22 protein-coding genes are annotated in these 26,246 nt (G+C 65.3%); 16 read left to right on the top strand and 6 right to left on the bottom strand.

The window, feature by feature from the left end; translation table 11 throughout:
- Positions 1–434: 434 nt before the first annotated feature.
- The 3 genes from XH84_RS30220 (at position 435) to XH84_RS30210 (ending at position 6,399) form a co-directional block, all read left to right on the top strand.
- Positions 435–3,527 carry an Rne/Rng family ribonuclease gene (locus XH84_RS30220; protein WP_128921993.1) on the top strand — a complete coding sequence of 1,031 codons (3,093 nt, stop codon included), beginning with the start codon at positions 435–437 and terminating at the stop codon, positions 3,525–3,527.
- Positions 3,528–3,631: 104 nt separating this feature from the next.
- A complete protein-coding gene (locus tag XH84_RS30215; protein ID WP_128921994.1) occupies positions 3,632–5,128 on the top strand; it encodes an amidase in 1,497 nt (498 codons plus the stop codon).
- A gap of 38 nt (positions 5,129–5,166) precedes the next feature.
- Positions 5,167–6,399 carry an NAD(P)/FAD-dependent oxidoreductase gene (locus XH84_RS30210; RefSeq protein ID WP_128921995.1) on the top strand — a complete coding sequence of 411 codons (1,233 nt, stop codon included), beginning with the start codon at positions 5,167–5,169 and terminating at the stop codon, positions 6,397–6,399.
- Positions 6,400–6,472: 73 nt separating this feature from the next.
- Here the strand turns inward: XH84_RS30210 and XH84_RS30205 are convergent, their stop codons facing one another.
- The 3 genes from XH84_RS30205 to XH84_RS30195 all read right to left on the bottom strand — a co-directional run bounded on the left by XH84_RS30205 (position 6,473) and on the right by XH84_RS30195 (position 9,729).
- Positions 6,473–7,807 (bottom strand): dicarboxylate/amino acid:cation symporter, encoded by a 1,335-nt coding sequence (locus tag XH84_RS30205; RefSeq protein WP_128921996.1) that lies wholly within the window; start codon positions 7,805–7,807, stop codon positions 6,473–6,475.
- An 84-nt stretch (positions 7,808–7,891) separates the two neighbouring features.
- Complete coding sequence (locus XH84_RS30200) at positions 7,892–8,449, bottom strand: biotin transporter BioY (RefSeq protein WP_128922029.1); 558 nt, start codon at positions 8,447–8,449, stop codon at positions 7,892–7,894.
- A gap of 92 nt (positions 8,450–8,541) precedes the next feature.
- The gene (locus tag XH84_RS30195) at positions 8,542–9,729 is read right to left on the bottom strand and encodes a pyridoxal phosphate-dependent aminotransferase (protein ID WP_128921997.1); all 1,188 of its coding nucleotides are present in this window, start codon (positions 9,727–9,729) and stop codon (positions 8,542–8,544) included.
- Positions 9,730–9,920: 191 nt separating this feature from the next.
- Here XH84_RS30195 and XH84_RS30190 point away from each other — a divergent pair, with 191 nt between their 5' ends.
- The 10 genes from XH84_RS30190 (at position 9,921) to aat (ending at position 20,006) form a co-directional block, all read left to right on the top strand.
- Complete coding sequence (locus XH84_RS30190; protein WP_128921998.1) at positions 9,921–11,321, top strand: M48 family metalloprotease; 1,401 nt, start codon at positions 9,921–9,923, stop codon at positions 11,319–11,321.
- A gap of 203 nt (positions 11,322–11,524) precedes the next feature.
- The gene (locus XH84_RS30185; RefSeq protein ID WP_128921999.1) at positions 11,525–12,292 is read left to right on the top strand and encodes a DsbA family protein; all 768 of its coding nucleotides are present in this window, start codon (positions 11,525–11,527) and stop codon (positions 12,290–12,292) included.
- A gap of 255 nt (positions 12,293–12,547) precedes the next feature.
- Entirely contained in the window at positions 12,548–13,447 is a 900-nt protein-coding gene (locus XH84_RS30180; RefSeq protein ID WP_128922000.1) for a DUF1236 domain-containing protein, read from the top strand.
- Positions 13,448–13,674: 227 nt separating this feature from the next.
- Positions 13,675–14,142, top strand: a complete 468-nt coding sequence (gene aroQ, locus XH84_RS30175; RefSeq protein ID WP_128922001.1) for a type II 3-dehydroquinate dehydratase — start codon at positions 13,675–13,677, stop codon at positions 14,140–14,142.
- Positions 14,143–14,178: 36 nt separating this feature from the next.
- Positions 14,179–14,661, top strand: coding sequence for an acetyl-CoA carboxylase biotin carboxyl carrier protein (accB, locus tag XH84_RS30170; protein ID WP_128922002.1), 483 nt, complete (start codon positions 14,179–14,181; stop codon positions 14,659–14,661).
- 81 nt (positions 14,662–14,742) lie between these two features.
- The gene (gene accC / locus XH84_RS30165; protein ID WP_128922003.1) at positions 14,743–16,101 is read left to right on the top strand and encodes an acetyl-CoA carboxylase biotin carboxylase subunit; all 1,359 of its coding nucleotides are present in this window, start codon (positions 14,743–14,745) and stop codon (positions 16,099–16,101) included.
- A gap of 105 nt (positions 16,102–16,206) precedes the next feature.
- Positions 16,207–17,733 carry a sensor histidine kinase gene (locus XH84_RS30160; protein ID WP_128922004.1) on the top strand — a complete coding sequence of 509 codons (1,527 nt, stop codon included), beginning with the start codon at positions 16,207–16,209 and terminating at the stop codon, positions 17,731–17,733.
- Positions 17,730–18,170 carry a response regulator gene (locus XH84_RS30155; protein ID WP_128922005.1) on the top strand — a complete coding sequence of 147 codons (441 nt, stop codon included), beginning with the start codon at positions 17,730–17,732 and terminating at the stop codon, positions 18,168–18,170. The genes XH84_RS30160 and XH84_RS30155 overlap by 4 nt, the downstream gene beginning before the upstream one ends.
- Positions 18,167–19,270: a sensor histidine kinase gene (locus tag XH84_RS30150; RefSeq protein ID WP_128922006.1), complete on the top strand. Its 1,104-nt coding sequence runs from the start codon at positions 18,167–18,169 to the stop codon at positions 19,268–19,270. Before XH84_RS30155 ends, XH84_RS30150 begins: the two co-directional genes overlap by 4 nt.
- 55 nt (positions 19,271–19,325) lie before the next feature.
- Positions 19,326–20,006, top strand: a complete 681-nt coding sequence (gene aat / locus XH84_RS30145; protein ID WP_128922007.1) for a leucyl/phenylalanyl-tRNA--protein transferase — start codon at positions 19,326–19,328, stop codon at positions 20,004–20,006.
- Between the two features lie 38 nt (positions 20,007–20,044).
- Here the strand turns inward: aat and XH84_RS30140 are convergent, their stop codons facing one another.
- On the bottom strand, positions 20,045–21,073 hold the full coding sequence (locus tag XH84_RS30140; RefSeq protein WP_164937401.1) for a DUF2155 domain-containing protein: 1,029 nt from the start codon (positions 21,071–21,073) through the stop codon (positions 20,045–20,047).
- Between the two features lie 198 nt (positions 21,074–21,271).
- Between XH84_RS30140 and XH84_RS30135 the strand changes: the two genes are divergently transcribed.
- Both XH84_RS30135 and XH84_RS30130 read left to right on the top strand, forming a co-directional pair.
- Entirely contained in the window at positions 21,272–22,219 is a 948-nt protein-coding gene (locus XH84_RS30135; protein WP_128920722.1) for an alpha/beta hydrolase, read from the top strand.
- A gap of 12 nt (positions 22,220–22,231) precedes the next feature.
- On the top strand, positions 22,232–23,236 hold the full coding sequence (locus tag XH84_RS30130; RefSeq protein WP_128920721.1) for a Na+-dependent transporter: 1,005 nt from the start codon (positions 22,232–22,234) through the stop codon (positions 23,234–23,236).
- 75 nt (positions 23,237–23,311) lie between these two features.
- On the opposite strand, the gene XH84_RS30125 is transcribed toward XH84_RS30130, so the two are convergent.
- On the bottom strand, positions 23,312–24,214 hold the full coding sequence (locus tag XH84_RS30125) for a LysR family transcriptional regulator (protein WP_128920720.1): 903 nt from the start codon (positions 24,212–24,214) through the stop codon (positions 23,312–23,314).
- 99 nt (positions 24,215–24,313) lie between these two features.
- Here XH84_RS30125 and bla point away from each other — a divergent pair, with 99 nt between their 5' ends.
- Positions 24,314–25,198 (top strand): class A beta-lactamase, encoded by an 885-nt coding sequence (gene bla / locus XH84_RS30120; RefSeq protein ID WP_128920719.1) that lies wholly within the window; start codon positions 24,314–24,316, stop codon positions 25,196–25,198.
- A gap of 63 nt (positions 25,199–25,261) precedes the next feature.
- On the opposite strand, the gene XH84_RS30115 is transcribed toward bla, so the two are convergent.
- Entirely contained in the window at positions 25,262–26,200 is a 939-nt protein-coding gene (locus tag XH84_RS30115) for a GlxA family transcriptional regulator (RefSeq protein WP_128920718.1), read from the bottom strand.
- Positions 26,201–26,246: the final 46 nt, after the last annotated feature.

Raw genomic sequence — 26,246 nt, 5'->3', positions numbered from 1 at the left:
TGGAACGGGTCAAGCGTCGGCGGCGGAACGGTCCCGGGTTACCACTCACGTTGCCGGGACGGTTCTGACAGCGACGTAACTCATTACCCGGTTCCTTGATCCCAAGGGAGCGGTTCGTGACCCCCAAGGCGAGCGCGCTCGCGCCATGCCTGGCCAGCAGCAACTGATTGAAGGGCGGCCTCGCCGCCCAATGCTTCATACGGGCCGACGCTTGATGCGCCAGACTGTGCCGACGAATTCTGAAGGATCATTCGCGACGCTGCGGAGTGAAAATCCCGCGCGCCGCAATGGTCCTGAAGCTTCCGGTCCGGCAAGGCGCGAGAGACGGCGTTTCGGCCTTCCCCTCACCCCCGAATCAGGTGGACCGTCGCGTCACCCGGCGGCGCGATACGCGCCCACGGTGAATCGCGCCCGCCGCCGCCAAGAGTTAAGACATGCCCAACAAGATGTTGATCGATGCCACCCACCCGGAAGAGACCCGGGTCGTCGTGGTCCGCGGCAATCGCGTCGAAGAGTTTGATTTTGAGACCGCGCAACGCAAGCAACTGCGCGGGAATATCTACCTCGCCAAGGTCACAAGGGTCGAACCCTCGCTCCAGGCCGCCTTCGTCGAATATGGCGGCAACCGCCACGGCTTCCTCGCCTTCAGCGAAATCCACCCCGACTATTACCAGATCCCGGTCGCCGACCGGCAGGCGCTGATCGAGGCCGAGGAACAGGCTCATCGCGAAGCCGAGGAAGAGAGCGAGAACCGCTCGCACGGCCGCCGCCGCTCGCGCCACCGCAACGCCCGCCGCCGTGGTCATGGCGAGCGCGTGCGCAGCGACATCGTCGAGGGTCTCGACGCCGGTGCCGATCCCACCGCCCAGCCGGTCGAGGGCGCGCCCCTGCCGGAGTACACCGAAGGCGCGCCGCTCGAAGGCGAGCATCTGCACACCGAGGCGGAGCAGCACGGCGAGCACGATCACCACGAGCACGATCACGACGACCACGGGCACGACGACCATCATCACGCCCATGACGATGATCACCATCACGATCATGATGACCATGGTCATGACGACGAACACGATCATCACGACCACGATCATGCCGACGAGGCGCCCGCGCCCGTCGCCGCGGTTGGCGCAGAACCCGTCGTGGCCAGCGAGCCCGTTGTCGAGCCGCAAGAGGCCGAAACCGTCGGAGCAGACGCCTCCGAAGCGCACGCCGAGGCTCTCGCCGAAGCCGTGACGTCAGCCGCCGAGCCGGCCGATGCCGTCTACGCCGCCGGCGAAAGCATTGAAGCGCCGCATGCCGATGCCGGCCAAGCCGGTGAAGAAGACGATGATGACGAGGACGGCGAGGAAGCCGAAGAGGAAGTCGTCGAATCCGTCGGCGGCGACGACGTGCTGGAGGAAGTGCCGGAGCGCACCTTCCGCCCGCGCCGCCAGTACAAGATCCAGGAAGTCATCAAGCGCCGCCAGGTGATGCTGGTGCAGGTCGTCAAGGAAGAGCGTGGCAACAAGGGCGCCGCACTGACGACCTATCTGTCGCTCGCCGGCCGCTATGCCGTGCTGATGCCGAACACCGCGCGCGGCGGCGGCATCAGCCGCAAGATCACCAGCGCCCAGGATCGTTCCCGCCTGAAGGAAGTGGTGCAGGATCTCGACGTGCCCGAGGGCATGGGCATCATCTTGCGCACAGCCGGCGCCGCCCGGACCAAGCCCGAGATCAAGCGCGACTTCGAATATCTGATCCGGATGTGGGAGACGGTGCGCGACCTGACGCTGAAGTCGCAGGCCCCGACCCTGGTCTACGAGGAAGGCTCGCTGATCAAGCGCTCGCTGCGCGACCTCTACAACAAGGAGATCGACGAGATTCAGGTCGCCGGCGAGTCCGGCTACCGTGAAGCGCGCGACTTCATGAAGATGCTGATGCCCGCCAATGTCAGCGCGGTGAAGCAATATCGTGACGGTCAGCCGTTGTTCTCGCGCATGGGCGTCGAGAGCCAGCTCGACGCGATGTTCTCGCCGACCGTGCAACTGCGCTCCGGCGGCTACATCGTGATCAATCAGACCGAGGCGCTGGTCTCGATCGACGTCAATTCCGGACGATCGACGCGCGAGCACCATATCGAGGACACCGCGCTCAAGACCAACCTGGAGGCGGCCGAAGAGGTCGCCCGCCAGCTCCGCTTGCGCGACCTCGCCGGCCTGATCGTCATCGACTTCATCGACATGGACGAGAAGCGCAACAACCGTGCGGTCGAGCGCAAGCTGTCCGACTGCCTCAGGCAGGATCGCGCGCGCATCCAGGTCGGACGCATCTCGCATTTCGGCCTGCTCGAAATGTCGCGCCAGCGCATCCGCGCCAGCGTGCTCGAGAGCTCGACCGATCCGTGCCCGCATTGCGGTGGCACCGGCCATGTCCGCTCGGTGTCCTCGGTGGCGCTCCAACTGCTGCGCGGCCTCGAAGAGATCCTGATGAAGGGCGCGACCCACAATCTGGTGGTCCGCACCCGCACCGACGTCGCGCTCTATGTGCTGAACCACAAGCGCGGCCATCTGCGCGATCTCGAGAACGGCTTCAAGGTCACGCTGTCGGTCATTGCCGATCAATCTGTCAGCGGCCCCCAGGCTTACGTGATCGACCGCGGTGAGCAGGTGCATACGCTGGAAGCCGCCAAGGCGCTGCTTGCGGCGCAGGCAGCTGCGAGCCCGCCGCCTCTGGCCGAAGAGGCCTACGACGATGAGGACGGCTTCGACATCGAGACCGAATCCGAGGTCGAGACCGAAGAGAGCGAAGGTCTCGCCGAGGAGCAGGCATCCGGCGAGGCCACGCCCGATCAGGACGGCCAGCGCCGCAAGCGCCGCCGCCGTCGGCGCGGCCGCGGTGGCCCGCGCGAGGGCGAGTTGCGCGAGGATAGCGCCCCCACCCTTCCCGAGGCGGCCGTAGCGGCCGGCGAAGGTGAGGACGATGCCGAGTCCGAGCAGGACGGCGAGGAAGGCGAGGAACAAGCAGTCCGTGGCGAGCAGCAGGGCAGCGGTGAGCGCCGGCGCCGGCGCGGTCGCCGCGGCGGACGCCGCCGTCGCGGTGGCGGCGAGGAAGGTCTTGCCGGCTCGATCGGCGACGAGCTCGGCACCAATCAGCCATCGGAAGCTGCCGACGCGGTTGCCGATTTCGACAGCTTCGGCAATGAGGCTGCGCCCCCGATTGCGCAGGCCGAGCACGGCGCTGAGCCGCAAGTCTCGCAGCCGGAGCCGCGCGCCGAGGTGCAGACCGAGGTGCCTACCCAGCCCGAACCCGTTGCCGCGGAGGAAGAGCCCACCGAGGACAAGGCCGCACGCCGCCGCTCCACGGTGCGCGAGAAGGTGAGCTTCCTGTCAAGCAGCCCGAGCGAGCCGGCAACGCCGGTTACGCAGGCGGCCGAGCCGGTCGCCCCGCCCGCACCGGCACCTGAACCCGCGCCCCAAGCGGCAACCGAAACGCCCGCCGCCCCGCGCCGCGCCGGCTGGTGGTCCCGCCGCTTCGGCGGCGGCGAATAAAGCGGAACATCCAGACGCAAAACGCCCGGCACCCGCCGGGCGTTTTTGTTTCGTCATTGTCCCGATGTGCTAAGCCGTTTTCGCAATCTGAAAGGGGACCGGCATTGTCAGAGCTTTGCGATTCCAGCGCCGTCGAGCTGCGCCGCCTGTTGGCCGCCCGGGCGATCTCACCTGTCGAGTTGCTCGACGCCTGTCTGTCCCGCATCGCCGCCATCAATCCCGCCGTCAACGCCGTCGTGACGCAGGACGAGCCGGGCGCACGTGCCGCGGCCAAAGCGGCGGAAGCTGCCATCCTCCGTGGCGAGGACCGCGGCGCCTTGCACGGGCTCCCCGTTCTGATCAAGGACACCCAGGACACCGCCGGGATGCGCTCCACCTATGGCAGCCCGCTGCTGAAGGATAACGTCCCGGCGGCCGATCAGGGCTCGGTCGCGCGCCTGCGCGCCGCCGGCGCCGTCATCTTCGGCAAGACCAACACGCCGGAATGGGCGGCGGGCGGCAACACCCGCAATCCCGTGTTCGGCGCGACCGGCAATCCCTTCGATCCCATGCGCTCGGCGGCCGGCTCCTCCGGCGGCTCGGCGGTGGCCCTTGCCTGCGGCATGGCCCCGCTCGCCTCGGGCTCCGACACCGGCGGCTCCTTGCGCAATCCGGCAGGCTTTTGCGGCATCGTCGGCATGCGCCCCTCCTACGGCCTCGTGGCCAGCGAAAAGCGTGCGTTCGGCTGGTCCAATTTGTCGACCGACGGGCCGATGGCGCGCAACGTCGCCGACACCGCGCTGATGCTGTCGGTGATGGCGAGCGATGATGCCCGCGATCCGCTTGCCTATACGCTGCCCGGTGAGGTGGTGCGCGCTCGCGCCGAACGCTGGGCCGCCCCGCGCCCCGCAGAGCTCGGCAAGCTGCGCCTCGCCTTCACCGAGGATTTTGGCTTCGCCCCGACCGAGCAGGCGATCCGGCGCGTGTTCCGCGCCCGCGTGAAAAAGCTCGCGCCGCTGTTCGCAGAATCCCGCGAAGCGGCCCCGGATTGCTCCGGCGCCGACGATGCCTTTGCCGTGCTGCGCGCAGGCATGTTCCTGGCGACCCACGGCAAGAACTACAAAGAACGTCCCGAGATGCTCGGCCCCAATGTCCGCGCCAATGTCGAGGAAGGGCTCGGCTACACGCTCGAAGACCACGCGCGGGCCTCGACGACGCAGACGCGGATCTATCGCGCCTATCAAAGCTTCTTCGAAACCTGCGACGTGCTGATCAGCCCGACCATCACGCTCAGCCCGCGGCCGTGGTCGGAGCCTCATCCTGCGGAGATCGACGGCGCGCCGACCAGATCCTACTTCCACTGGCTCGCGCTCGCCTACGCCGTCACGCTTGCAGGTCATCCCGCCATCAGCATTCCGCTCGGCATCGATGAAGCCGGACTGCCGTTCGGCCTCCAGATCGTCGGTCCGCGCGGCGGCGATGCCATCGTGCTCTCGGTTGCCGCGGGCATTGAGGCCGCGTTCGCGGGCGATGCGAAATTGTGCCGGCCGGTCCCCGACCTGGCGCGGCTTGCCGCAGCGCCCCCGCTGTCGGCCGCCGCCGGCTTCCTCACTTGGGAATAACGTTGGGAACGCCCCGGCCCGACAGGAGAAGTCTTCCGATGCAAAGCGCAATCGTTCTCGGCGGCGGCATGATCGGTGTCAGCGCCGCACTGCACCTCCGGCAGCGCGGCTGGGCCGTCACGCTCGTCGATCGCAGGGAACCGGGTCGCGAGACCAGTTACGGCAATGCCGGGATGATCCAGGCCGAAGCGGTCCGCCCCTATCCGATGCCGCGCGACCTCGCGACGCTCCTGAAGATCGCGACAGGCCGCACCAACGACGTGCGCTACAGCCTGTCGTCGCTTCATCGCCATATCGAGCCTCTGCTCCGCTACTGGTGGCACTCGGCGCCGAAACGGCATCGCGAGGCCATCGACGCGTGGGCGCGACTGATCGCCTATGCGACTTCGGAACACGACATCCTCATTCGCGAAGCTCATGCCGACAATCTCATCCGCCGCGCCGGTTATCGTATGCTTCATCGCGATGCCGCTTCATTCGATCTGGCGATCAAGACTGCGGAGGAAGATCGACGCGAATTCGGCGTGAATTTTCGTGTGCTCTCCGGCAGTGAGCTTGCCAAAGCCGAGCCGATCCTGCGCGACGATCTTCCCGGCGCGATCCATTGGCTCGATACCTGGACCGTCTCCGATCCCGGCGCGCTGGTCACGGCCTATGCCGAGCTGTTCGAGCGCCTCGGCGGCACTATCGTGCTCGGCGATGCGCAGTCGCTGCAACAGACCACAACCGGCTGGTCGGTCGACACGGACCAGGGCCGCCTCGATGCCGCCCACGCCGTCGTGACGCTCGGGCCGTGGTCGCCCGACCTTCTCCATAAATTCGGCTATCGGATTCCGCTGGTGCGCAAGCGCGGCTACCACATGCATTACAGTGGCGGCGCATCGCTGGACTTGCCCCTCGTCGACAAGGGCGGCGGCTACGCCATGGGTCCGATGGCGAAGGGAATCCGCATCACCACCGGCGCGGAATTGACCGGCATGGACGCGCTCGCCACGCCGGTCCAGCTCGCCAGCGCAGAAGCCTCCGCGCGCGAGCTGATTGACCTCGGCAAGCGCGCCGAGCCGGATCCGTGGTTCGGCACCCGCCCCTGCACGCCCGACATGCTGCCGGTGCTCGGGCCAGCTCCGCGTCATCCCGGCCTCTGGATGAATTTCGGCCACGGCCACCAGGGATTTACCCTGGGACCCGCGACCGGCCGCCTGCTCGCCGAGATCATGAGCGGCGAGACGCCGGCGATTGATCCGCTGCCATATCGGCCGGAGCGGTTCTAGGCCCAAAGCAAAAGGGCTGATCGAATCTCGATCAGCCCTCTTATCTCGAAGCCTGTCGGATGCAGCCTGCAGCTCAGTCCGTCGTGATCGCCGTCTCCATGTCGGTCGGATCGATCCGCTTGGCGAGGTTGGCGTTCAGCTTGTCGCGGTCGAGCTCACCCTCCCACCAGGCGACGATCACGCAGGCGACGCCGTTGCCGCACAGATTGGTCAGCGCGCGGCACTCGCTCATGAACTTGTCGATGCCGAGCACGATCGCCATGCCCGGCACGAGGCGCGGATCGACGACGGCAAGCGTCGCCGCCAGCGTAATGAAGCCCGCGCCGGTGATGCCGGAGGCGCCCTTCGACGTCAGCATCGCCACGACCAGAATGGTCAATTGCTGGGTGAAGCTGAGATCGTAGCCGAGCGCCTGTGCGATGAAGAGCGTCGCCAGCGTCATGTAGATGTTGGTGCCGTCGAGATTGAACGAGTAACCGGTAGGCACCACGAGGCCGACCACCGACTTGGAGCAGCCGAGCCGCTCCAGCTTCTCCATCAGGGACGGCAGCGCACTTTCCGAGGACGAGGTGCCGAGCACGATCAGCAGCTCGTCCTTGATGTAGGCCAGGAACTTGAAGATCGAGAACCCTGCCAGGCGCGCGATGATGCCGAGCACGACGAAGATGAACAGCGCCGCGGTGACGTAGAACGTGGCGATCAGTCCCATCAGATTAAGAATCGCGCCGGTGCCGAACTTTCCGATCGTATAGGCCATCGCGCCGAACGCGCCGATCGGTGCTGCACGCATCACGATGGAGATGACGCCGAACACGGCGTGGGCGGCGTCGTCGATGAAGCTGCGGATGGTGTGGCCGCGCTCGCCGAGGCTCATGATCGCGAAGCCGAACAGCACCGAGAACAGCAGCACCTGGAGGATTTCGCCTTGCGCGAAGGCCCCGACAACCGTGTCGGGAATGATGTGCAGCACGAAGTCGACGGACTTCTGACCGGCGGCCTGCTTGGCGTAATTGGCAACGGCCGCCTCGTTGGCCGCCCCACTGCCGAAGCCCGCGCCCGGCTTCACCAGATTGCCGATGATCAGTCCGATCACCAGGGCGAAGGTCGAGACGATCTCGAAATACACCAGCGCCTTGACGCCGATGCGGCCGACCTTCTTGGCATCCTGGATGTGAGCGATTCCGGAGACGACGGTGCAGAAGATGATCGGGGCGATCACCATCTTGATCAGCTTGATGAAGCCGTCGCCGAGTGCCTTGATCCATTCGTTGGTGGCGATTGTCGGCCAGAGCCAGCCGACAATGGCGCCGAGCACGATGGCGATCAGCACCTGGACATAGAGAACCTTGTACCACGGCTTTGCTGCGGGCCGCGCGATCGGCGCCCCCGCCATCGTTGTCGTCGTCATCGTTTCACTCCCCCTCAAACGCCAGGCCAGCCAAGATCAACTTGGCCGGCCCTGTCAATTGGAACCGCGAACTCTTTGCGCGTTTTACCGGCGGCGTTCGATCAGTCTTCGGGCTGCCGGCATCAACGTCGCGCCAAGCGCGTTCTTGACCAGCGAAGCCGCAACGAACGGCACGATGCCGACCTGCCAGGCCTTCGCAACGCCCAGCCCGAGGCCGAACGCCAGCCAGCCGAACCCGGCGGCCAGAATGACGACATGGCCAACAGCCATTGCTGCAAACAGCAGCGCCACACTGCGATCCCAGCCGCGCTCGGCGAGCCAGCCGGTCACGAAAGCGGCCGCGATGAAACCGAACAGATAGCCCGCGGTCGGGCCAATCAGCGGAGCAATTCCACCCACCGGTCCGGCAAATACCGGCGCGCCAAGTGCGCCCTCGGCGAGGTAGGCGATCATGGTTGCGCTGCCAAGACGCCAGCCATAGGCCGCGCCGATCATCAGCACCACCAACGTCTGCAACGTCATGGGCACATAGCGCAGCGGCAGGCTGACCTTGGCTGATAGCGCCATCAACGCGGTGCCCAGCGCAATCAGCACGACGGCACGCACTGCGCCGACGGCTTCGCCCGGCCGGGTCGGCCACATCAATGCGGCGAGAGAAAAATGTGGCACAGCAGCGGTCGGGGCAGATCGGTGGTCAGACAAGATGAACTCCGGAGGTGGTCGAAAACTGGCGGCTATTTAAGCCAGTGAGCGATCCGGTCAACTGCCTCGCGCATCTCCCCGGGCGAACGTGCATAGGAAAGACGAATGAACGACCGGCCGTGAACGGGATCGAAATCGAGGCCGGGCGTAGCCGCAACGTGTGCCTGTTCCAGCATCTGCTTGGCGAACTCGAAACTGTCGGAGGTGAAGTCCGAGACGTCGGCATAGAGATAAAATGCACCATCGGCCGGCAGGAACTTGGCTAGGCCGGCTTTCGGCAATCCCTCGATCAAAATCCGCCGGTTTTCCTGATAGCCGTGCTTGATCGCCTCCATCTCGGCAGCGCCGTTGAAGGCGGCCTCAGCCGCGATCTGCGACAGCGACGGCACCGAGATCGACAGGTTCTGCTGCAGCCGCTCGATGGGGCGCACCAGGATTTCGGGTACGACCATCCAGCCGACGCGCCAGCCCGTCATGCAAAAATATTTGGAGAACGAGTTGATCACGAGTGCGTGCCCGGAGAGCGCGGCCGCGGTGACGGCCGGAAACGCATAATCGAGCCCATGATAGATTTCGTCCGAGATGAAGCGGATGCCCGCGTCTTCGGCGGCCGCAATCAGGCCGGCGAGCGCTTCGCGTGACATCATCGTCCCCGTCGGATTGGCGGGGCTGCCGACCAGTACGCCCTTCAGCGGCGCCTTGCGATGGGCCGCGAGCAACGCCTCGCCAGTGAGTGCATGGCGCGTCTCGTTCGTGGTCTCGATCAGCACCGGCTCGCAACCGAGCGCGGTGAGGATATGACGGTAGGGCGGATAACCCGGCACCGTCACGGCGACGCGGTCGCCAGGCTCGAACATCGACAGGAAGGCCAGGATGAACCCGCCGGAAGAGCCGGTCGTCACCACGATGCGCTCGGGGCTGACGTCGCAGCCATAGGCATCGCGATAATGGCGCGCGATGCGCGCGCGCAGGGAGGGGATGCCCAGCGCGGAGGTATAATCGATCCGCCCGACCTCGAGCGCGGTGTGGGCGGCGGCAATCGCGGTCCTGGGCGCCGCGGCCGCGGGCTGGCCGACCTCCATATGGATGACATGCCCCCCGGCGGCCTCGATTCGAGCCGCCGCGGCCATGACGTCCATCACCATGAAGGGGGGAACATCGCTGCGGCGGGAGGGCGCGAGCCACTGCCCCAACCGGTTCCTTAAAGTCGCATCGTGCATCGATTTCTGCTATTTCGCTGGCGGGCCGGTGCATCCGGTCCGGGAAACGGGGCACTTGCGCCCCAGACTGGCCGCATTGTGCGGCTCATAAGGGGAACGGCTCATTAGGGCATATCGCGTATCCGGTCCGCCGCCAATCGCCAAAACCAATCACGAAACTGCTGTCCAGACCGTTTGACCAAGACCGTTTGATGTCGTTCCAGATCGCATTGCGCAAGAAGGCTTCCGCCCTCACCGCCCTCGTCACGGCTGCGGCGATCGCGCTGACGCCGTTCTCCGCCGCGCACGCGCAAGCCAAAGGGCCGCCGGTCCTGCGCGACACCGAAACCGAGCAGCTGCTGCGCGAATATACGCGCCCGATCCTGCGCGCCGCGGGTCTGGAGAAGCAGAACATCCAGATGGTGATCCTCAACGACAGCTCGTTCAACGCGTTCGTCGCCGATGGCCGCCGCATCTTCGTCAATTACGGCGCGATCCTTCAATCGGAGACGCCGAACCAGATCATCGGCGTGCTCGCGCACGAGACCGGACACCTGGCCGGCGGCCATCTGTCCAAGCTGCGCGAGCAACTCGCCGCCGCCCAGACACAGATGATCATCGCGATGCTGCTCGGAGCCGGCGCGATCGCCGCGGGCAGCACCCAGCGCAGCAGTGCAGGCAACAACGGGCTCGCCAATGCCGGCGCCGCCGCGATCTCGGCTCCGCAGGAGGTGATCCGCCGGTCGCTGCTGTCCTATCAGCGCCAGCAGGAGGAGAACGCCGACCGCGCCGGTGTGAAATTCCTGACCGCGACCCAGCAATCGCCGAAGGGCATGTACGAGACTTTCAAGCGCTTCACCAGCGAAAGCCTGTTCGCCGCGCGCGGCGCCGATCCCTATCTCCAGTCGCATCCGATGCCGGCCGAGCGCGTTGCCGCGCTCCAGGACTTCGCAAGCTCGAGCCCCTACTGGAACAAGAAGGACGATCCCGCGCTCCAGCTTCGCCACGACATGGTTCGCGCCAAAATATCCGCCTTCATGGAGCGGCCCGAGACGGTGTATCGCCGCTATCCGCTGTCGAACGACAGCATGCCGGCGCGCTATGCCCGCGCCATCAGCACCTATCTGCACGGCGACTTGCGCAGCGCCCTCACCCAGATCGACGCGCTGATCCAGGTTCAGCCGAACAACCCGTACTTTTACGAGGTGCGTGGCCAGGCCCTGCTGGAAAGCGGCAAGCCGGCCGAGGCGATCCCTGCCCTGCGTAAGGCTGTCGCACTCTCGAACAATTCACCCCTCATCGAGATGTTACTTGGGCAGGCTCTGGTTGGAACCGATAATAAGGCCTACACGGACGACGCCGTTCGGATTCTCCGCGCCGCGGTGGCGCGGGAGCCCGAGGCCGTTCTTGGTTATAGCCAGCTCGCGATGGCCTATGGCCGGAAGGGAGATTATGCCGAGGCGGATCTCGCATCGGCACAGGCCGCTTACTTGCGCGGCGACAACAAGACCGCCCGCGAGCTCGCCACGCGCGCGAAAACCCGTTTTGCCGTCGGCACGCCCGGATGGGTCAAGGCCGACGACATCGTGGCGGCCAAGCCGCCGCGCAACTAGAGCATGATCCGGAAAAGTGCGAAGCGGTTCTCCGATAAGATCATGCTTTAAACGAAGACCTCGAGTGCGCCGATGATTCAATGGAATCTCATCGCACTTTAGCGAAAAAACAAGAACGACGCCTGACACCACGACGTCACGACACCGAGCTTTGAGTCCGCCGGGACGTATTCGAAACCTGCTTTGGATAAGAGGATTTGCCTATGCCTTCGCTGCGCCTGCTTGCTCCTGCGTTGTTTGCGCTCGCCATGTTCGGCGCAGCCGTGCCTGCGTCGGCCGACAGCTTCTCCGATACCCAGCGCACCGACATCGAGACGATCATCAAGAACTACCTCGTCAGCCATCCCGAGGTGCTCGAGGAAGCCATGGCCGAGCTCAGCAAGCGCCAGGCCGCGGCTGAAGCGCAGAAGCATGAGGCCAGCGTTGCGCAAAACACCGATGCGATCTTCAACTCGCCGCATCAGGTCGTGCTCGGCAACAAGGAGGGCGACGTCACCTTCGTCGAGTTCTTCGACTACAATTGCGGCTACTGCAAGCGCGCGATGGACGACATGCTCAGCCTCATGAAGAGCGATCCGAAGCTGAAGGTCGTGCTGAAGGAGTTTCCGGTGCTAAGCCAGGGCTCGGTCGAAGCGGCGCAGGTCGCGGTCGCCGTGCGCATGCAGGATCCTACCGGCAAGAAATATCTCGACTTCCATCAGAAGCTGCTGGGTGGCCGCGGCGCCGCCGACAAGGCGCGCGCGCTTCAAGCGGCCAAGGAAGCCGGCCTCGACACCGCGAAGATCGAGAAGGACATCGCCAGCGCCGAGGTGCGCGCCACCATCGAGGAGAACTTCAAGCTCGCCGAAGCGATGGGCATGAACGGCACGCCGAGCTATGTGATCGGCAAGCAGATCGTGGTCGGCGCCGTCGGCGTCGAAGGCCTCCGGGAGAAGATCGGCATTGCCCGCTGCGGCAAGGCGACTTGTTGAAAAAGGCGACTGGTTCAAAAAGGCGACCTGCTGATCAGGGATTTTACAACTCACGCATGCGTTGAGGCCGGCTGAAAAGCCGGCCTTTTTCGTGGAACGAAAACCTTGCACGAAACCCGGCACAAATCCGACGCGCGCATTCATCTTGCGTTTAACAAACAAAAGCCGCGGAACCGCGCATGTTCAGGAACAACTCAAATCTCCTTTCGTTGTCGGCGCGGGCAATGACGCAAAGAAACACGTGAGGAGAATTCGATGTTGAACCGCTTTATGATCTCGGTCGCCGCAATCGCCCTCGTCGCGGGCGCCGGTCTGGCGAACGCACAAGACAAGGGCCGCGACAGCGGCGCCGGCTCGCAGCAGATGCAGCATTCGCAGCAGTCGGGCGGCGCCTCCGAGCGCGGCTCGATGGGCCGCGATTCCATGAGCCATGAGAAGGGCACCGTTGGCCAGGCCGGCGGCTCCAGCAGCATGAAGTCCGATCGGGCGTCCGAAGACAAGTCAGGCGCGATGAAGGACGAGCACTCGGGCGGCGCAATGAACAAGAACGCGGCCGAGGACAAGGCTGGTGCGACCAAGGGCCAGCGCACCGACGAACGCGCGCAGGGTCAGATGGACAAGTCCCAGCAGGACAAGTCCAAGAGCATGAGCCAGGACACCAGCAAGTCCGGCGCGAAGGACCAGAAGGACATGAAGGCTGAGGGCAGCAAGAGCGGCACCTCGACCAACAACGCCGAGAACCAGAAGAGCACCGGCACGAGCACCAACAAGAACGCTCAGGGCCAGACCGGGACGAGCACCAACCAGAACGCCCAGGGCCAGACCGGCACGAGCAGCACCCAGAACGCGCAGGGTAGCACCTCGTCCTCGACCACGGTCGGCCAGGCCGGCGCGGCCGCAAAGCTCTCGACCGAGCAGCGGACCCAGATCACGTCCGTGATCCGAGAGGAGCACGTGCGGCCTGTGACCAACGTGAACTTCTCGATTTCGGTCGGCACCCGCATTCCGCGTGAGGGCATCGAGCTGCATGCCCTGCCGTCGCGGGTCGTGACGATCTATCCGGAGTGGCGCACGTACAAGTACGTCCTGGTCAAGGAAGAGATCGTGATCATCAATCCGGACACCTACGAAATCGTGGCTGTCCTGAACGTTTAAGGCCGCGAGATCGGCAAACTCAGGGGCGGGCAGCAATGCCCGCCCCTTTGCGGTTGGCCGGCAGCCATGTTTCGGACTGGTTAACAAGCAATTTCCGTGGTTTCCACACAGGTTTTTGCGCACTGGATGAGGTCCTTGAACCCGCCCCTGAGGCCTTCAAGGCTTCCCCTCACGCGCTTTGTTACCTATAACCCCGCCCACCCGAAGCACCTCTTTGCGGGATTGGAATGGCCGAACCAGCAACCGACACGATCCTCGTCCTGAACGGGCCGAACCTCAACATGTTGGGGACGCGCGAGCCGGAGAAGTATGGCCATGCGACCTTGGCCGACGTCGAGGCGCTGTGCCGGGAGACCGCGGCGACCTTCGGTCTCAGGGCCGATTGCCGGCAGTCCAACCGCGAGGGCGAGCTGATCGACTTCATCCACGAGGCGCATCGCCGCAAGATGAAGGGCATCATCATCAATGCCGGCGGCTATTCGCACACTTCGATCGCGCTGCACGACGCGCTGCTTGCGGTTCAGATCCCGACGGTCGAGGTGCATGTGACCAACATCCACGCCCGCGAGAGCTTTCGTCACCACTCCTACACCGCACGCGCGGCCTTCGCCTCGCTCTGCGGTTTCGGCATCGAGGGCTACCGCCTCGCCATCCAGGGCCTTGCCGCCAAGCTTGCCATCAAGCCCAAAGCCTGAATCTCCTCATCAAACAGAACATTCGGATCAAACAACATGGCGCGCCAGCCAGACGACAAAGCAGCCGCAAAGTTTTCCAGCGAGGATTCCGCGCTCGTCCGCGAGCTCGCTTTGCTGCTCGATGAGACCAGTCTCAGCGAGATCGAGATCGAACGTGCGGGCCTGCGCCTGCGCGTCGCCCGCAATATCAGCGTTGCTGCGACCATGCCGATGCCGATGGCCGCTACTCCCGCCGCCCTGCCGGTCGCCCCCGCCGCAGCGGCCGGGCCCGACCTGTCGAAGCATCCTGGCGCGGTCAGCTCGCCGATGGTCGGCACCGCCTATTGGGCGCCGGAGCCCGGCGCCAAGCCGTTCATCGAAGTCGGAGCCAAGGTCTCGGTCGGACAGACGCTGCTGATCATCGAAGCCATGAAGACCATGAACCAGATCCCCTCGCCGCGCGCCGGCACGGTGACGCAGATCTTGGTCGAGGACGGCCAGCCGGTCGAGTACGGTGAGCCGCTCGTCATCATTGAGTGAGGGATTGGCGAATAGCGGGTAGCGAATAGTTACTCTTCTCCATTCGCCATTCGTTATTCCCCACTCGCCCCCCGAGGCACCATGTTCGACAAGATCCTCATAGCCAATCGCGGCGAGATCGCCCTTCGCATCCTCAGAGCGTGCAAGGAGCTCGGGATCGCCACCGTCGCCGTGCACTCCACGGCTGACGCCGACGCCATGCATGTGCGCCTGTCGGACGAGAGCGTTTGCATCGGACCGCCGGCGTCCAAGGACAGCTATCTCAACGTGCCCGCGCTGCTCGCGGCCTGTGAGATCACCGGCGCCGACGCCGTGCACCCCGGCTACGGCTTCCTGTCGGAGAATGCGCGCTTCGCGGAAATCCTGTCCGAGCACAATCTGCATTTCATCGGCCCCAAGGCCGAGCACATCCGCCTGATGGGCGACAAGATCGAAGCCAAGAAGACCGCCAAGAAGCTCGGCATCCCCGTGGTGCCCGGCTCCGACGGCGCGGTCGGCCCCGACGACGATGCCCTGGCAATCGCAAGGAAGATCGGCTTTCCCGTGCTGGTGAAGGCGGCGGCCGGCGGCGGCGGCCGCGGCATGAAGGTCGCCCACAGCGAGGCGGATCTCCAGTTGGCGCTGTCGACGGCGGCCAACGAGGCCAAATCCGCCTTTGGCGATGCCTCCGTCTATCTGGAAAAATACCTCCAGAAGCCGCGCCACATCGAAATCCAGATTCTCGGCGACGGCCGCGGCGGCGCGATCCATCTCGGCGAGCGCGACTGCTCGCTGCAACGCCGCCACCAGAAGGTCTGGGAGGAAGGTCCCTCGCCCGTGCTCGCCGCAGCCGCGCGGGCCAAGATCGGCGAGACCTGCGCGAAGGCGATGCGCGAGATGAAATATCTCGGCGTCGGCACCATCGAATTCCTGTTCGAGGACGGCGAATTCTACTTCATCGAGATGAACACCCGCATCCAGGTCGAACACCCCGTCACCGAGAGCATTACCGACATCGACCTCGTGCTGGAGCAGATCCGCATCGCCGCCGGCGGTGACCTGCCGGCCAAGCAGGAGGAGATCCAGGTCATCGGCCACGCGATCGAGTGCCGCATCAACGCCGAGAATCCCCAGACCTTCCGCCCCTCGCCCGGCCGCATACTGCAATACCATCCGCCCGGTGGACTCGGGGTGCGCATCGATTCCGCCGTCTATCAGGGCTACACGATCCCGCCCTATTACGATTCCCTGGTCGGCAAGCTGATTGTGCACGGCAAGACCCGCGCCGAATGCCTGATGCGGCTCCGCCGGGCGCTGGACGAGATGGTGGTGGAAGGCATCGAGACCACGCTTCCGCTGTTCCGCGCCTTGGTGCGCGAGGACGATATCATCAACGGCGACTACCATATCCACTGGCTGGAACAGTACTTAGCCGGCAAGATGGAGCCTGCCCCGCGATAAATCCACTTGGCCGTGGAACCCTTTGGGCCCCATTGCGTTCTGGACGCGGGGATAGTTCCAAGGGGGCCTTTTGACTTCCGTTAGATGTGACAAAGCGAGGCCGTCGTGACGGCCAAGGCCCAACGACGGCGGGCATTTTGGCAGATCCTGCTGATTGCGGCGGGACTTCTGGTGCTGACCGTGATCAGCGCCGGCTCGGTCTATCTCGTCAACAAGGCGCGGGAAGACGGCAAATGGGTGATCCATACCATCGAGGCGGAGAGCCAGATCAACGCCTTGCTGCTCGAGATCCGTCGTGCCGAGAGCAGCGCTCGCGGCTTTCTCCTGACGCGGGGACCGGATTTCCAATCGGATCATGAGAAAGCCGTCGCGGCGATCATTCCGGCGCTCGACAAGCTCACGCGCCAGATTGGTGACAATCCGGCGCAACGCGACAGCATCGAGAAGCTGAGCGCGGCAATCGAGACCCGGCTCGACCAGTTCTCGCGCGAGATGACGTTCGTGAAGGAGGGCCAACCCGACAACGCCACGGCGCTGATCCGCGAGGCCGCGGCTGGTAATACCACGACCACGATCAGCAACCTGGCCAATGCGATGATCCGCGAGGAGGAGCGGCTGTTCCGGGTCCGAACGGCAAATTCCGACCAGAGTCAGACCCTCGCTGCATCGATGACCGGCATCGGCTCCGGACTCGTCGTGCTGCTGGCCATGATCTCGACTTGGCTGGTGCGGCGCTCGGCCCGCGCCCGTGACGAGGCCGAAGCGCGCCTGCGCGATGCCAACGTCAATCTGGAATCCGTCGTCGATGAACGCACGGCGGACCTGCGCGAGGCCAACGACGAGATCCAGCGCTTTGCCTATATCGTCAGCCACGATCTGCGCTCGCCGCTCGTCAACATCATGGGCTTCACCAGCGAGCTCGATGAGCTCGGCGGCGACATCTTCCGCCGCATCGGCAGCCTCGCCCGTGTCCCTGCGGACGGTGCATCGCTGGCCCCCGCCGGGCCCGGCGAGATCGAGCTCGAAGGTCCGGACAAGCAGCTCCAGGAGGACTTCTCCGAAGCGCTCGGCTTCATCAAGACGTCGATCGCCAAGATGGACCGGCTGATCTCGGCGATCCTCAACCTCACCCGCGAGGGCCGGCGTGAATTCCAGCCGGTCAAGGTCGACACAACCGAGCTGATCGAGGCCATCGTGTCGACGCTGGCGCACCAGGCGGCCGAGGCACAGGCCGAGATCCACCTCGAGCCCCTGCCAAATGTCGTGAGCGACCGGCTCGCGCTCGAGCAGATCTTCTCCAACCTGATCGACAATGCGATCAAATATCTGAAGCGCGGCGTGCCCGGAGAGATCAGAATCCGCGGGCGGACCAAGCTCGGTTACGCTATCTTCGAGATCAGCGACAACGGCCGGGGGATCGATCCGAAAGATCATCAGCGGATATTCGAGCTGTTCCGCCGCGCCGGAACCCAGGACAAGCCCGGCCAGGGCATTGGTCTTGCGCATGTGCGTGCACTTGTGCGTCGCCTCGGCGGCACCATGTCGGTATCGTCGGAACTGAACGCGGGCAGCACCTTCACGATCACGCTGCCGATCGCCTGGAACGTGAGCAACCGGAACAGAGATCGATGACCCAGCCTGTCACCATCATCATGATCGAGGACGACGAGGGCCACGCCCGCCTGATCGAGCGCAACATCCGCCGCTCGGGAGTCAACAACGAGATCGTCTCGTTCGCCAACGGCACCGATGCGATGCAGCACCTGTTCGGCGCCGACGGCAGCGGCCTCGTGCAGAAGGGCAATGCGCTTCTGATCCTGCTCGACCTCAACCTGCCCGACATGACCGGGATCGACATCCTGAGGCAGATCAAGGAAAACAAATATCTGAAGGCTTCGCCCGTGGTGGTGCTGACCACCACGGACGATTCCCAGGAAATCAAGCGCTGCTACGAGCTCGGCTGCAACGTCTACATCACCAAGCCCGTCAACTACGAGAATTTCGCCAATGCCATCCGGCAGCTCGGCCTGTTCTTCTCGGTCATCCAGGTTCCGCCCGCCGCACCATGAACCAGCGCACGCCAACCCTGCTCTACATCGACGACGACGGTGCGCTGGCGCGCCTGGTCGAACGCGGCCTGACGCGGCGCGGCTACAGGGTCATCCATGCCGCGAGCGGCGAGGAAGGTCTGGAGTGCATCCGCCGCGCGGGTGCCGAGGGCGGCATCGACGTGGTGGCGCTCGACCAGTACATGCCCGGCCTCGACGGGCTGGAGACGCTCGAGCAGATCATGGCGATCCCCGACGCGCCGCCGGTCGTGTTCGTCACTGCCTCGCAGGATTCCAACATCGCCGTCACCGCACTGAAGGCCGGTGCGGCCGATTATCTCGTCAAGGACGTCACGGGCGATTTCATCCCCCTGCTCCACGTCGCAACCGAGAGCGCGCTGCGCCAGGCCGAATTGCAGAAAGCGCGCGAGGACGCCGAAGCCGAGATTCATGCCTCGCGCGACCGCTACGCGGCTCTTGCCGCCGAACGCGAGCTGCTGCTGCGCGAGGTCAATCACCGCGTCGGCAATTCGCTCCAGATCATCGCCTCTCTGCTGCACCTTCAGGCAAGCTCGGCTGTACAGGACGAGGTCAAGGCGGCGCTGACCAATGCGATGGGCCGGGTCGCCGCGGTCGCGCAAGTGCACCGACGCCTCTACACCTCGCAGGACCTGAAGAGCGTGGTCCTGAACCAGTATCTGGATTCTCTTCTCGAGGATCTCCGCCGCTCGGCCGAAGGCAACCGGATGTCGCGCCTGACGCTGAAGGCCGAGCCGATCGAGATCGATCCGGACCGCGCGGTCGCCGTCGGCATCATCGTCAACGAGCTGGTGATGAACGCAGTGAAATACGCCTATCCCGACGGCGCCGGCCCGATCCATGTCGAGCTGACCTCGCACGGCGACGATCTCCTGCTGTCGATCACCGACAACGGCGTCGGCGACGCCGTCAAGGCCGATCCGCGCTCCACCGGCATGGGCCAGCGCATCGTCGCCGCCATGGCCGCCAAGCTCGACGCCTCGGTCGAGCGCGATCCCACCCATTCCGGAACCCGGATCGTGCTGAAGTTCGGTCGCGTGCCCGCAAGCCCGGGCAAGACCAGCACCGCTGCCGCCGGCTGACCTCGCGCTGCGCACCCATCGCAACCGCATCGCGATCCTGCTATGATCGCGAACCATGACTTCGCGCGACTCCGCTCCATCTGAAATCACCCCGGCCGTGCTGCTGCGCGCCTATGCCTGCGGCATCTTTCCGATGGCGGAAAGCGCCGACGATCCGACCCTGTTCTGGGTCGAGCCGGAATTTCGCGGCGTCATCCCCCTCGACGGATTTCGCGTCGCCTCGCGGCTTGCGCGCACGGTGCGCTCGGACGTGTTTCGCGTCACCGTCAACACCGCGTTCAAGGCGACGATCGCAGGCTGCGCCGCGCCGCAGACCGGGCGCGAGGACACCTGGATCAACAAGCGCATCCGTGACCTCTATGGCGGCCTGTACCAACTCGGCCATTGCCATAGCGTCGAGGCATGGCAGGGCGACGATCTCGTCGGCGGGCTGTACGGCGTCAGCTTAGGGCGCGCCTTTTTCGGCGAGAGCATGTTCCACACTGCGCGCGATGCCTCGAAGGTCGCGCTGGTGCATCTGGTCGCGCGGCTCATTTACGGCGGGTTCGAGCTGCTCGACACGCAATATGTCACCGAGCATTTGAAGAGCTTTGGCGCTGTCGAGATCTCGCGGCGGCGCTACACCGCGCTGCTAGACAAGGCGCTGGCCGGCGAGCCCGGCGATTTCCTGAGACTCTCCCCCGGCGAGGCCATCCCGGGCTCACGCGCGCTCGAGATCATCGCCTCGCGGCGATAGTCGATCGCCGGCTTAGCGGCCGAAGCCGGGGATTTGGCCTAGCGGCCAAACCCAGGGATACCGAACAGACCCGGCCGCTGCTCCGGCGGCGGAGGCGGCGGTGGTGCCGGTTGCTGCTGCTGGATCGGCGGCAGAGGCTGCGGCGGACGCTGCTGCACCTGCTTCGGTGCGGCCTTCTTCTGCGCAGGCGGCGGCGGAGGCGGCGGCTTGGTCGCGGGATCCGGCGCTGCGGTCGCAACGGTCTGCTGCGGCTCTTTGCAGTCGGTCAGCCAGATGTCGTAGATCGGGTGCTCGACGCCGTGCAGGCCCGGGCTTGCCGCGTACATCCAGCCCGAGAAGATGCGCTTCACCTCGCCCTGCAAGGTGATCTCGTCGACCTCGACGAAGGCGTCGGTATTGGTGGCCTCCGTCGCCGGCCGCGTGTAGCAGGCGTCGGTCTTGACCCTGAGCGCGCCGAACTGGACGGTCTCGCCGATCTCCTCGTCGAAATTGATGATGCGTCCGGTGATCTTGTCGAGGCCGGAGAAGGTCGCCTTCTTGTTCACGATCTTCTGGGCCGGCGGCTCGGTGACGACCTCGTCGCCCGGCTGCAGGCTTGCCGGGGTCTGCGGCACGGCGCCCGGAGCGCCCTTCTGCTGCGGCTGACGACCGGGTGCGCCCGGCTGGGCGCCGCCTGGCGGCGCGACCGCGACGGGCGGCTGGTTCGGCGGCGCGACGGTGGAGCCCGGCGGCGGCGCCAGCGGCTGGGTCTCGACCGGTCCCGGCATCACATTGCCCTGCCGGCCCGGGGGCGGAGGCATCGGGCGCGACGGCAGCACGCGGCCTTGCGGCGGCAGCTCCGGCACCTCTTCGTCATCGTCCGGGATCTGCTGCGGCTGCGGTTGGCCGCGCGGAATATTGCCGGGCGGCCGCAGCGGCGGCGGATCGGAAAAGATCGTGCCGATTTGCGCCCGAGCCGGCATCGCAACCGTCAGCGCGGTGGCGGCCAAAAGCGCCGCAAGACCTGTCAGGGTAATGGTTCGAAACATCTCGCGCGGCTTCAACAGCGAATCGGGCTTGTTGGACATTTTACAGGGGTTACCGCCGCTCGCAGGCCATCCGGTTAACACGGCGAATACGGCGGGGGAAGGGCGGCATCCCTGCCCTTCCCGGCCCCATCTGGCCAGACCGGCGCCCGAATGGGATAGTCAAACACCCCCGCCCGGGGACGCCGAGGCGGCATCCCCCCGGAAATGACGTCCAACTCTGACCGGAGGTCGCTCCCCATGCCCGTTGTGCTCGATCCCGATGCCGCCGCCGTCTACAAGGCCTTCCAGGACGCCGGCCGTCCCGCCTATGAGACCCTGACCGCACCAGAGGCCCGCGCCTATTATTCGCAGGCGCGCTTTGCCACCAATCCTGACGCGCCCGAGCTTGCCCGCGTAGCTTCGCTCTCGATCCCGGCCCCGCACGGCACAATCCCCGCCCGCCTCTACGTGCCCAAGGAGCCGCGCCAGCACGACGGCCTGTCGCCCGCCCTGGTGTTCTTCCATGGCGGCGGCTGGGTAATCGGCGATCTCGACTCCCACGACGTCGTCTGCCGTCAGCTCGCGGTCGAAGGCGCGCTGATCGTGATTTCGGTCGATTACCGCCTCGCGCCCGAGCACAAATTTCCCGCCGCCACCGAGGACGCGGTGGCCGCGACCAGATGGGTTGCCGCCAACGCGCGCAAGCTCGGCATCGACGCTTCGCGCCTGTCGATCGGGGGCGATAGCGCCGGTGGCAATCTCAGCGCCGTCGTGGCGCTCGCCGCGCGCGATGCCGGCGGTCCCGCGCTCGCGGGCCAGGTGCTGATCTATCCCGCCACCGATTTCACCATGACGCAAGGCTCCCACAGCGAGCCCGAGACCAGCGTGCTACTGACCCATTCGGTCATCCGGTGGTTCCGCGACCATTATTTGAACGGAGCCGCCGACATTCACGACTGGCGCGCCTCGCCGGCGCGCGCGCAAGATCTGGCCCGCCTGCCGCCAGCCTACGTGCTGACCGCCGGCGCCGATCCGCTGCGTGACGAAGGCAACGAATATGCCGCGCGGCTCAGCCGGGCCGGCGTGCCCGTCACGACCAAGCACTATCCCGGCCAATTCCATGGCTTCTTCACAATGGGCAAACTGTTGCAAGAGGCCAATGTCGCGGTGAGCGAGATCGGCGCATGGTTGAAGGGATTGGGCTGAGCGCCGTTCCGCATGGCTTCTCCGCTCCAATCGATCGCCGCCGTCCCGCTGCGCGTCCTGACATGGCTCGGCAGCCAGGGCACCCGCGCGGTCGCCGCTGTCGTGTTCATCGCGGCCGCGGTGCCACCGCTCGGCGCATTGCTTCGCCCCTATCTCACCGAGGCCATCCTGTGCCTGCTCTGCATCTCCTTCATGCGGGTCGATCTGGCCGCCCTCTACAGCCATTTGCGCCGGCCCGCGCTGGTTGCGACCGCCACGGCCTGGACCACGATCAGCGTGCCGCTGATCATCGGATTGATCGCGCACGCAACCGGCCTCACGGTCCGCGCGCCCGGGCTTTCGCTTGCACTGATGCTCCAAAGCATGGCCTCGCCGATGATGGCCTCCCCGGCCCTGGCGGCGCTGATGGGTCTCGATGCCACGCTCGTGCTGATCACGCTGGTGACCTCGACCGCGCTGGTGCCGTTCACGGCCTCGATGTTCGCAGGCCTCTTCCTCGGCGACATGCTGAGCATCACGCCGCTGACACTGGGCCTGAAGCTGCTCGGCATCCTCGCCGCATCGCTGCTGGCTGCCACGGTCATCCGATGGATCTTCGGCGCCAAGGCGATCCAGCGTCACAAGACGCCGATCGACGGTCTCAACATCATTATCCTCTTCATCTTCGCTACCGCGATCATGGGCGATGTCGTGAGCGACCTCCTCGCACAGCCGCTTTTCACCGTCAGCCTCGCAGCCCTGTCCTTCGCGATTTACTTCACCCTGCTCGCAATCACCACGCTGCTGTTTCGCCGCATCGGCATCGAGCGCGCGCTGGCACTGGGGCTGATGGTGTCACAGCGCAATCTCGGCCTGATGCTGGCGGCAACGGCCGGCGCCTTGCCGCCCACCACCTGGCTCTACTTCGCGATGACGCAGTTTCCGATTCATCTTGCGCCCTACATGCTGATGCCGATCGCGCGGCGGCTGACGGGGCCCGATACGTCCAGCACCGCCCCCGCAGGCCGCGTCAGCTAGCCGGCCTGCACTGCGCGTCCGTCCCAGTGCCATGGTGATTCCCCGAGGGCGCGAGGCGCCGTCCCGATATGCCGGTCAGCTCTTGTGCCGCTTCATCTTCTTGCATTCCGCCAATATCCAGTCCCGGAATGCCTGCATCGCGTTCGTATGCCGCTTCGATTTCAGGGACGTGAGCCAGTACGATCCGAGATAGACCCTGATATCGTAAGGACAGACCAGCTGCTTGCGCGACACATCCTCTGAAAACAACGCGACTGGCAACAGTGCAACCCCGCCCCCTTGAGCCGCGGCATGCGCCATGGAGACCGACGAGTCGAAGGTCGGACCCGTCATCCGAGGCTGCCTGCATTTCGCGGCATCGAACCACTGTGCCCATTCGCCTGACCGATACGAACGCAACAGCACCTCTTCGTGGAGATCCATTGGAGCTCTGAGACGCTTCGCAACGGATGGCGCGCACATCGGTGCGAAAAGAGCGTCGACCAGACGCTCTGCGTTGGTCCCGTGCCACGCGCCGTCGCCAAATCGAATGGCGTAGTCCAGACCCTCGGCGCCGAGGTCGACGCGATTGTTATTCGCAAAGATCCTTATGTCGACCTGCGGGTGACTTGACGTGAAGCTCTTGAGGCGAGGAACGAGCCAGCCCGACGCGAACGTTCCGACGACGCCAATCATCAGGGTCTCGCGCATGCGACCATTCTCGAACCGGTCCAGCACTTGGTTGATGCGACCGAACGCGTCGGAAATGGCAGGCAACAGTGCCTCGCCTTCCTCTGTCAGAGCCAGCCCGCGAGTTAGTCGCCTGAACAGTTCCACGCGCAGGCTGCGTTCGAGCGTCCGCACCTGCTGGCTCACGGCGGCCTGCGACACACGAAGTTCCAAGCCGGCCTTGGTGAAGCTCAGATGACGCGCGGCAGCCTCGAAGGCGCGGAGCGCGTTCAATGGAAGGCTGGAAACGCTGAGAGGACGGCGGGCCACATCTGATCCAAGTTTTGCTTATGGATGGCCTTACGAACCATCGTTTGTCAATCGCAAGAGCGCGCAGCAAGAAACGCCTACGCTCAATGGGAGTTCACGATGCTAACGCGACGTCAGTTCGGCACATCCACACTTGCGCTCGCAGGAAGCCTTTTCCTGTCGAAAGCCTCGGGCGCTTCAATAGTCGAAGCAACACGACTGTTCGATGCCGTTCAACAACTTGAGATCAAGAGCGGCGGTCGGATCGGCGTCGCCGTGCTCGATACCAAGACCGGAGCGTCGGTTCATCACAAGGGAGATGAAAGATTTCCCATGTGCAGCACCTTCAAGGTGCTTGCTTCCGCAGCAATACTGAAGGGCGCAGGCGACAAGCTGGACCGGCTCGATCGACGGATCCGGATCGAACAAGCCGACATCGTCGAGAACTCGCCAGTCACCCGTGAGCATGTCGGGCCAGACGGCATGTCGCTCCGCGAGCTCTGCGAGGCCGCGATGACGAGGAGCGACAACACCGCGGGCAACCTGCTTCTGAAGAACATGGGCGGCACCGCCGGCCTCACCGCCTTTGCGCGCAGTCTTGGTGACAACGTGACGCGATTGGACCGGACCGAGACCGAATTGAACGAAGCCGCGCCAGGAGATCCCCGCGACACCACGACTCCGAACGCAATGGCAGAGAATTTCAGGCGTTTGCTGTTCGGCAACGAGCTCATGCCCGAATCTCGCGACCAGCTCGCAAAATGGCTGATCGCAAACAAGACGGGCGATAAACGATTGCGCGCCGGTCTTCCACAAAACTGGCGCGTGGGCGACAAGACCGGAGCCGGCGAACACGGCACCACCAACGACGTTGCGGTGGTCTGGCCGCCGCTGCGTTCGCCGCTCATCATCGCCGTCTACCTCACGGGAGCCTCGCTCGATATGAACGGGCAAAACGAGGTGATCGCTTCCGCGGGACGCGAGGTCGCGAGAGAGTTCGGCTGACTGGTCGCTCACACCGAGGTCCGGCACAGACGATCCCAGAGCGGAACGCTTGTGCCTGGCGCCCTACCCCGCCCGCGCCGCGCGCCGCAGCGCCTGCGGCGGCTGACCGAAGGCGCGGATGAAGGCGCGCCGCATACGCTCGGGGTCGCCGAAGCCGGTCGCCTCCGCGACGAGCTCGATGCCCTCGCGCGAGGACTGCACGCGCTCGCGCGCGACCTCGAGCCGAAGCCGCTCGATCGCCTTCGACGGCGTCGTACCGGTCTCGGCGGCGAAGGCGCGGGCGAAATGCCGCGCACTCATGCCGGCGCGATCGGCGAGATCTTCCACCGTCAGCGGCGCGTCGAGATTTTCGCGCGCCCAGGACAACAGCGCGCCGAAGCGGCCGTTCGGCGCCTTCAGCTCCAGCAGCGAGGAAAACTGCGACTGGCCGCCGCTGCGGCGATGATAGAGCACGAGCTGCCGCGCGGCCGCCTGCGCGACCTCCTCGCCATAGTCTTCGGTGACCATCGCAAGGGCCAGATCGATGCCTGCGGAGATGCCCGCCGATGTCCACACGTTGCCGTCGCGGGTGAAGATCCGGTCCGGCTCGAACTTGACCTTCGGATAACGCACGACGAATTCGCGCGTCCGGCTCCAATGCGTGGTGGCGCGGCGACCGTCGAGCAGGCCTGCTTCTGCCAGCACGTAGGCGCCCGAGCAGACGCTCGCGACGCGCACGCGGCGCCGCGCCAACCGCTGCACGAAGGCGCGCGTAACCTCGCAGCGCGCGGCCTCCGCAACGCCGACACCACCCGCGATCACCAGCGTGGTGATGGCATTCGCCGACTTGAAATCGCGCGCCATCATCTCGACGCCCGAGGAGCTGCGCACCGGCCCCGCATTCAGCGCCAGCACCCGCAGCGCCAGCGGCTTGCCGGCGCAGCGTGCCGCGACCTCGAATACCGAGATCGGGCCGGCCGCATCGAGCAGCTGGAAATCCGGGAAGACCAAGATGCCGATCATAGCCTATGTCCGAAATAGTGGGAATTATGCCATTTCAGACACATAG

It is taken from the genome of Bradyrhizobium nanningense (assembly GCF_004114535.1).
Taxonomy (GTDB): domain Bacteria; phylum Pseudomonadota; class Alphaproteobacteria; order Rhizobiales; family Xanthobacteraceae; genus Bradyrhizobium; species Bradyrhizobium nanningense.
The sequence above is the reverse complement of the archived record's forward strand: the minus strand, read 5'-3'. Positions and strand labels throughout refer to the sequence as shown.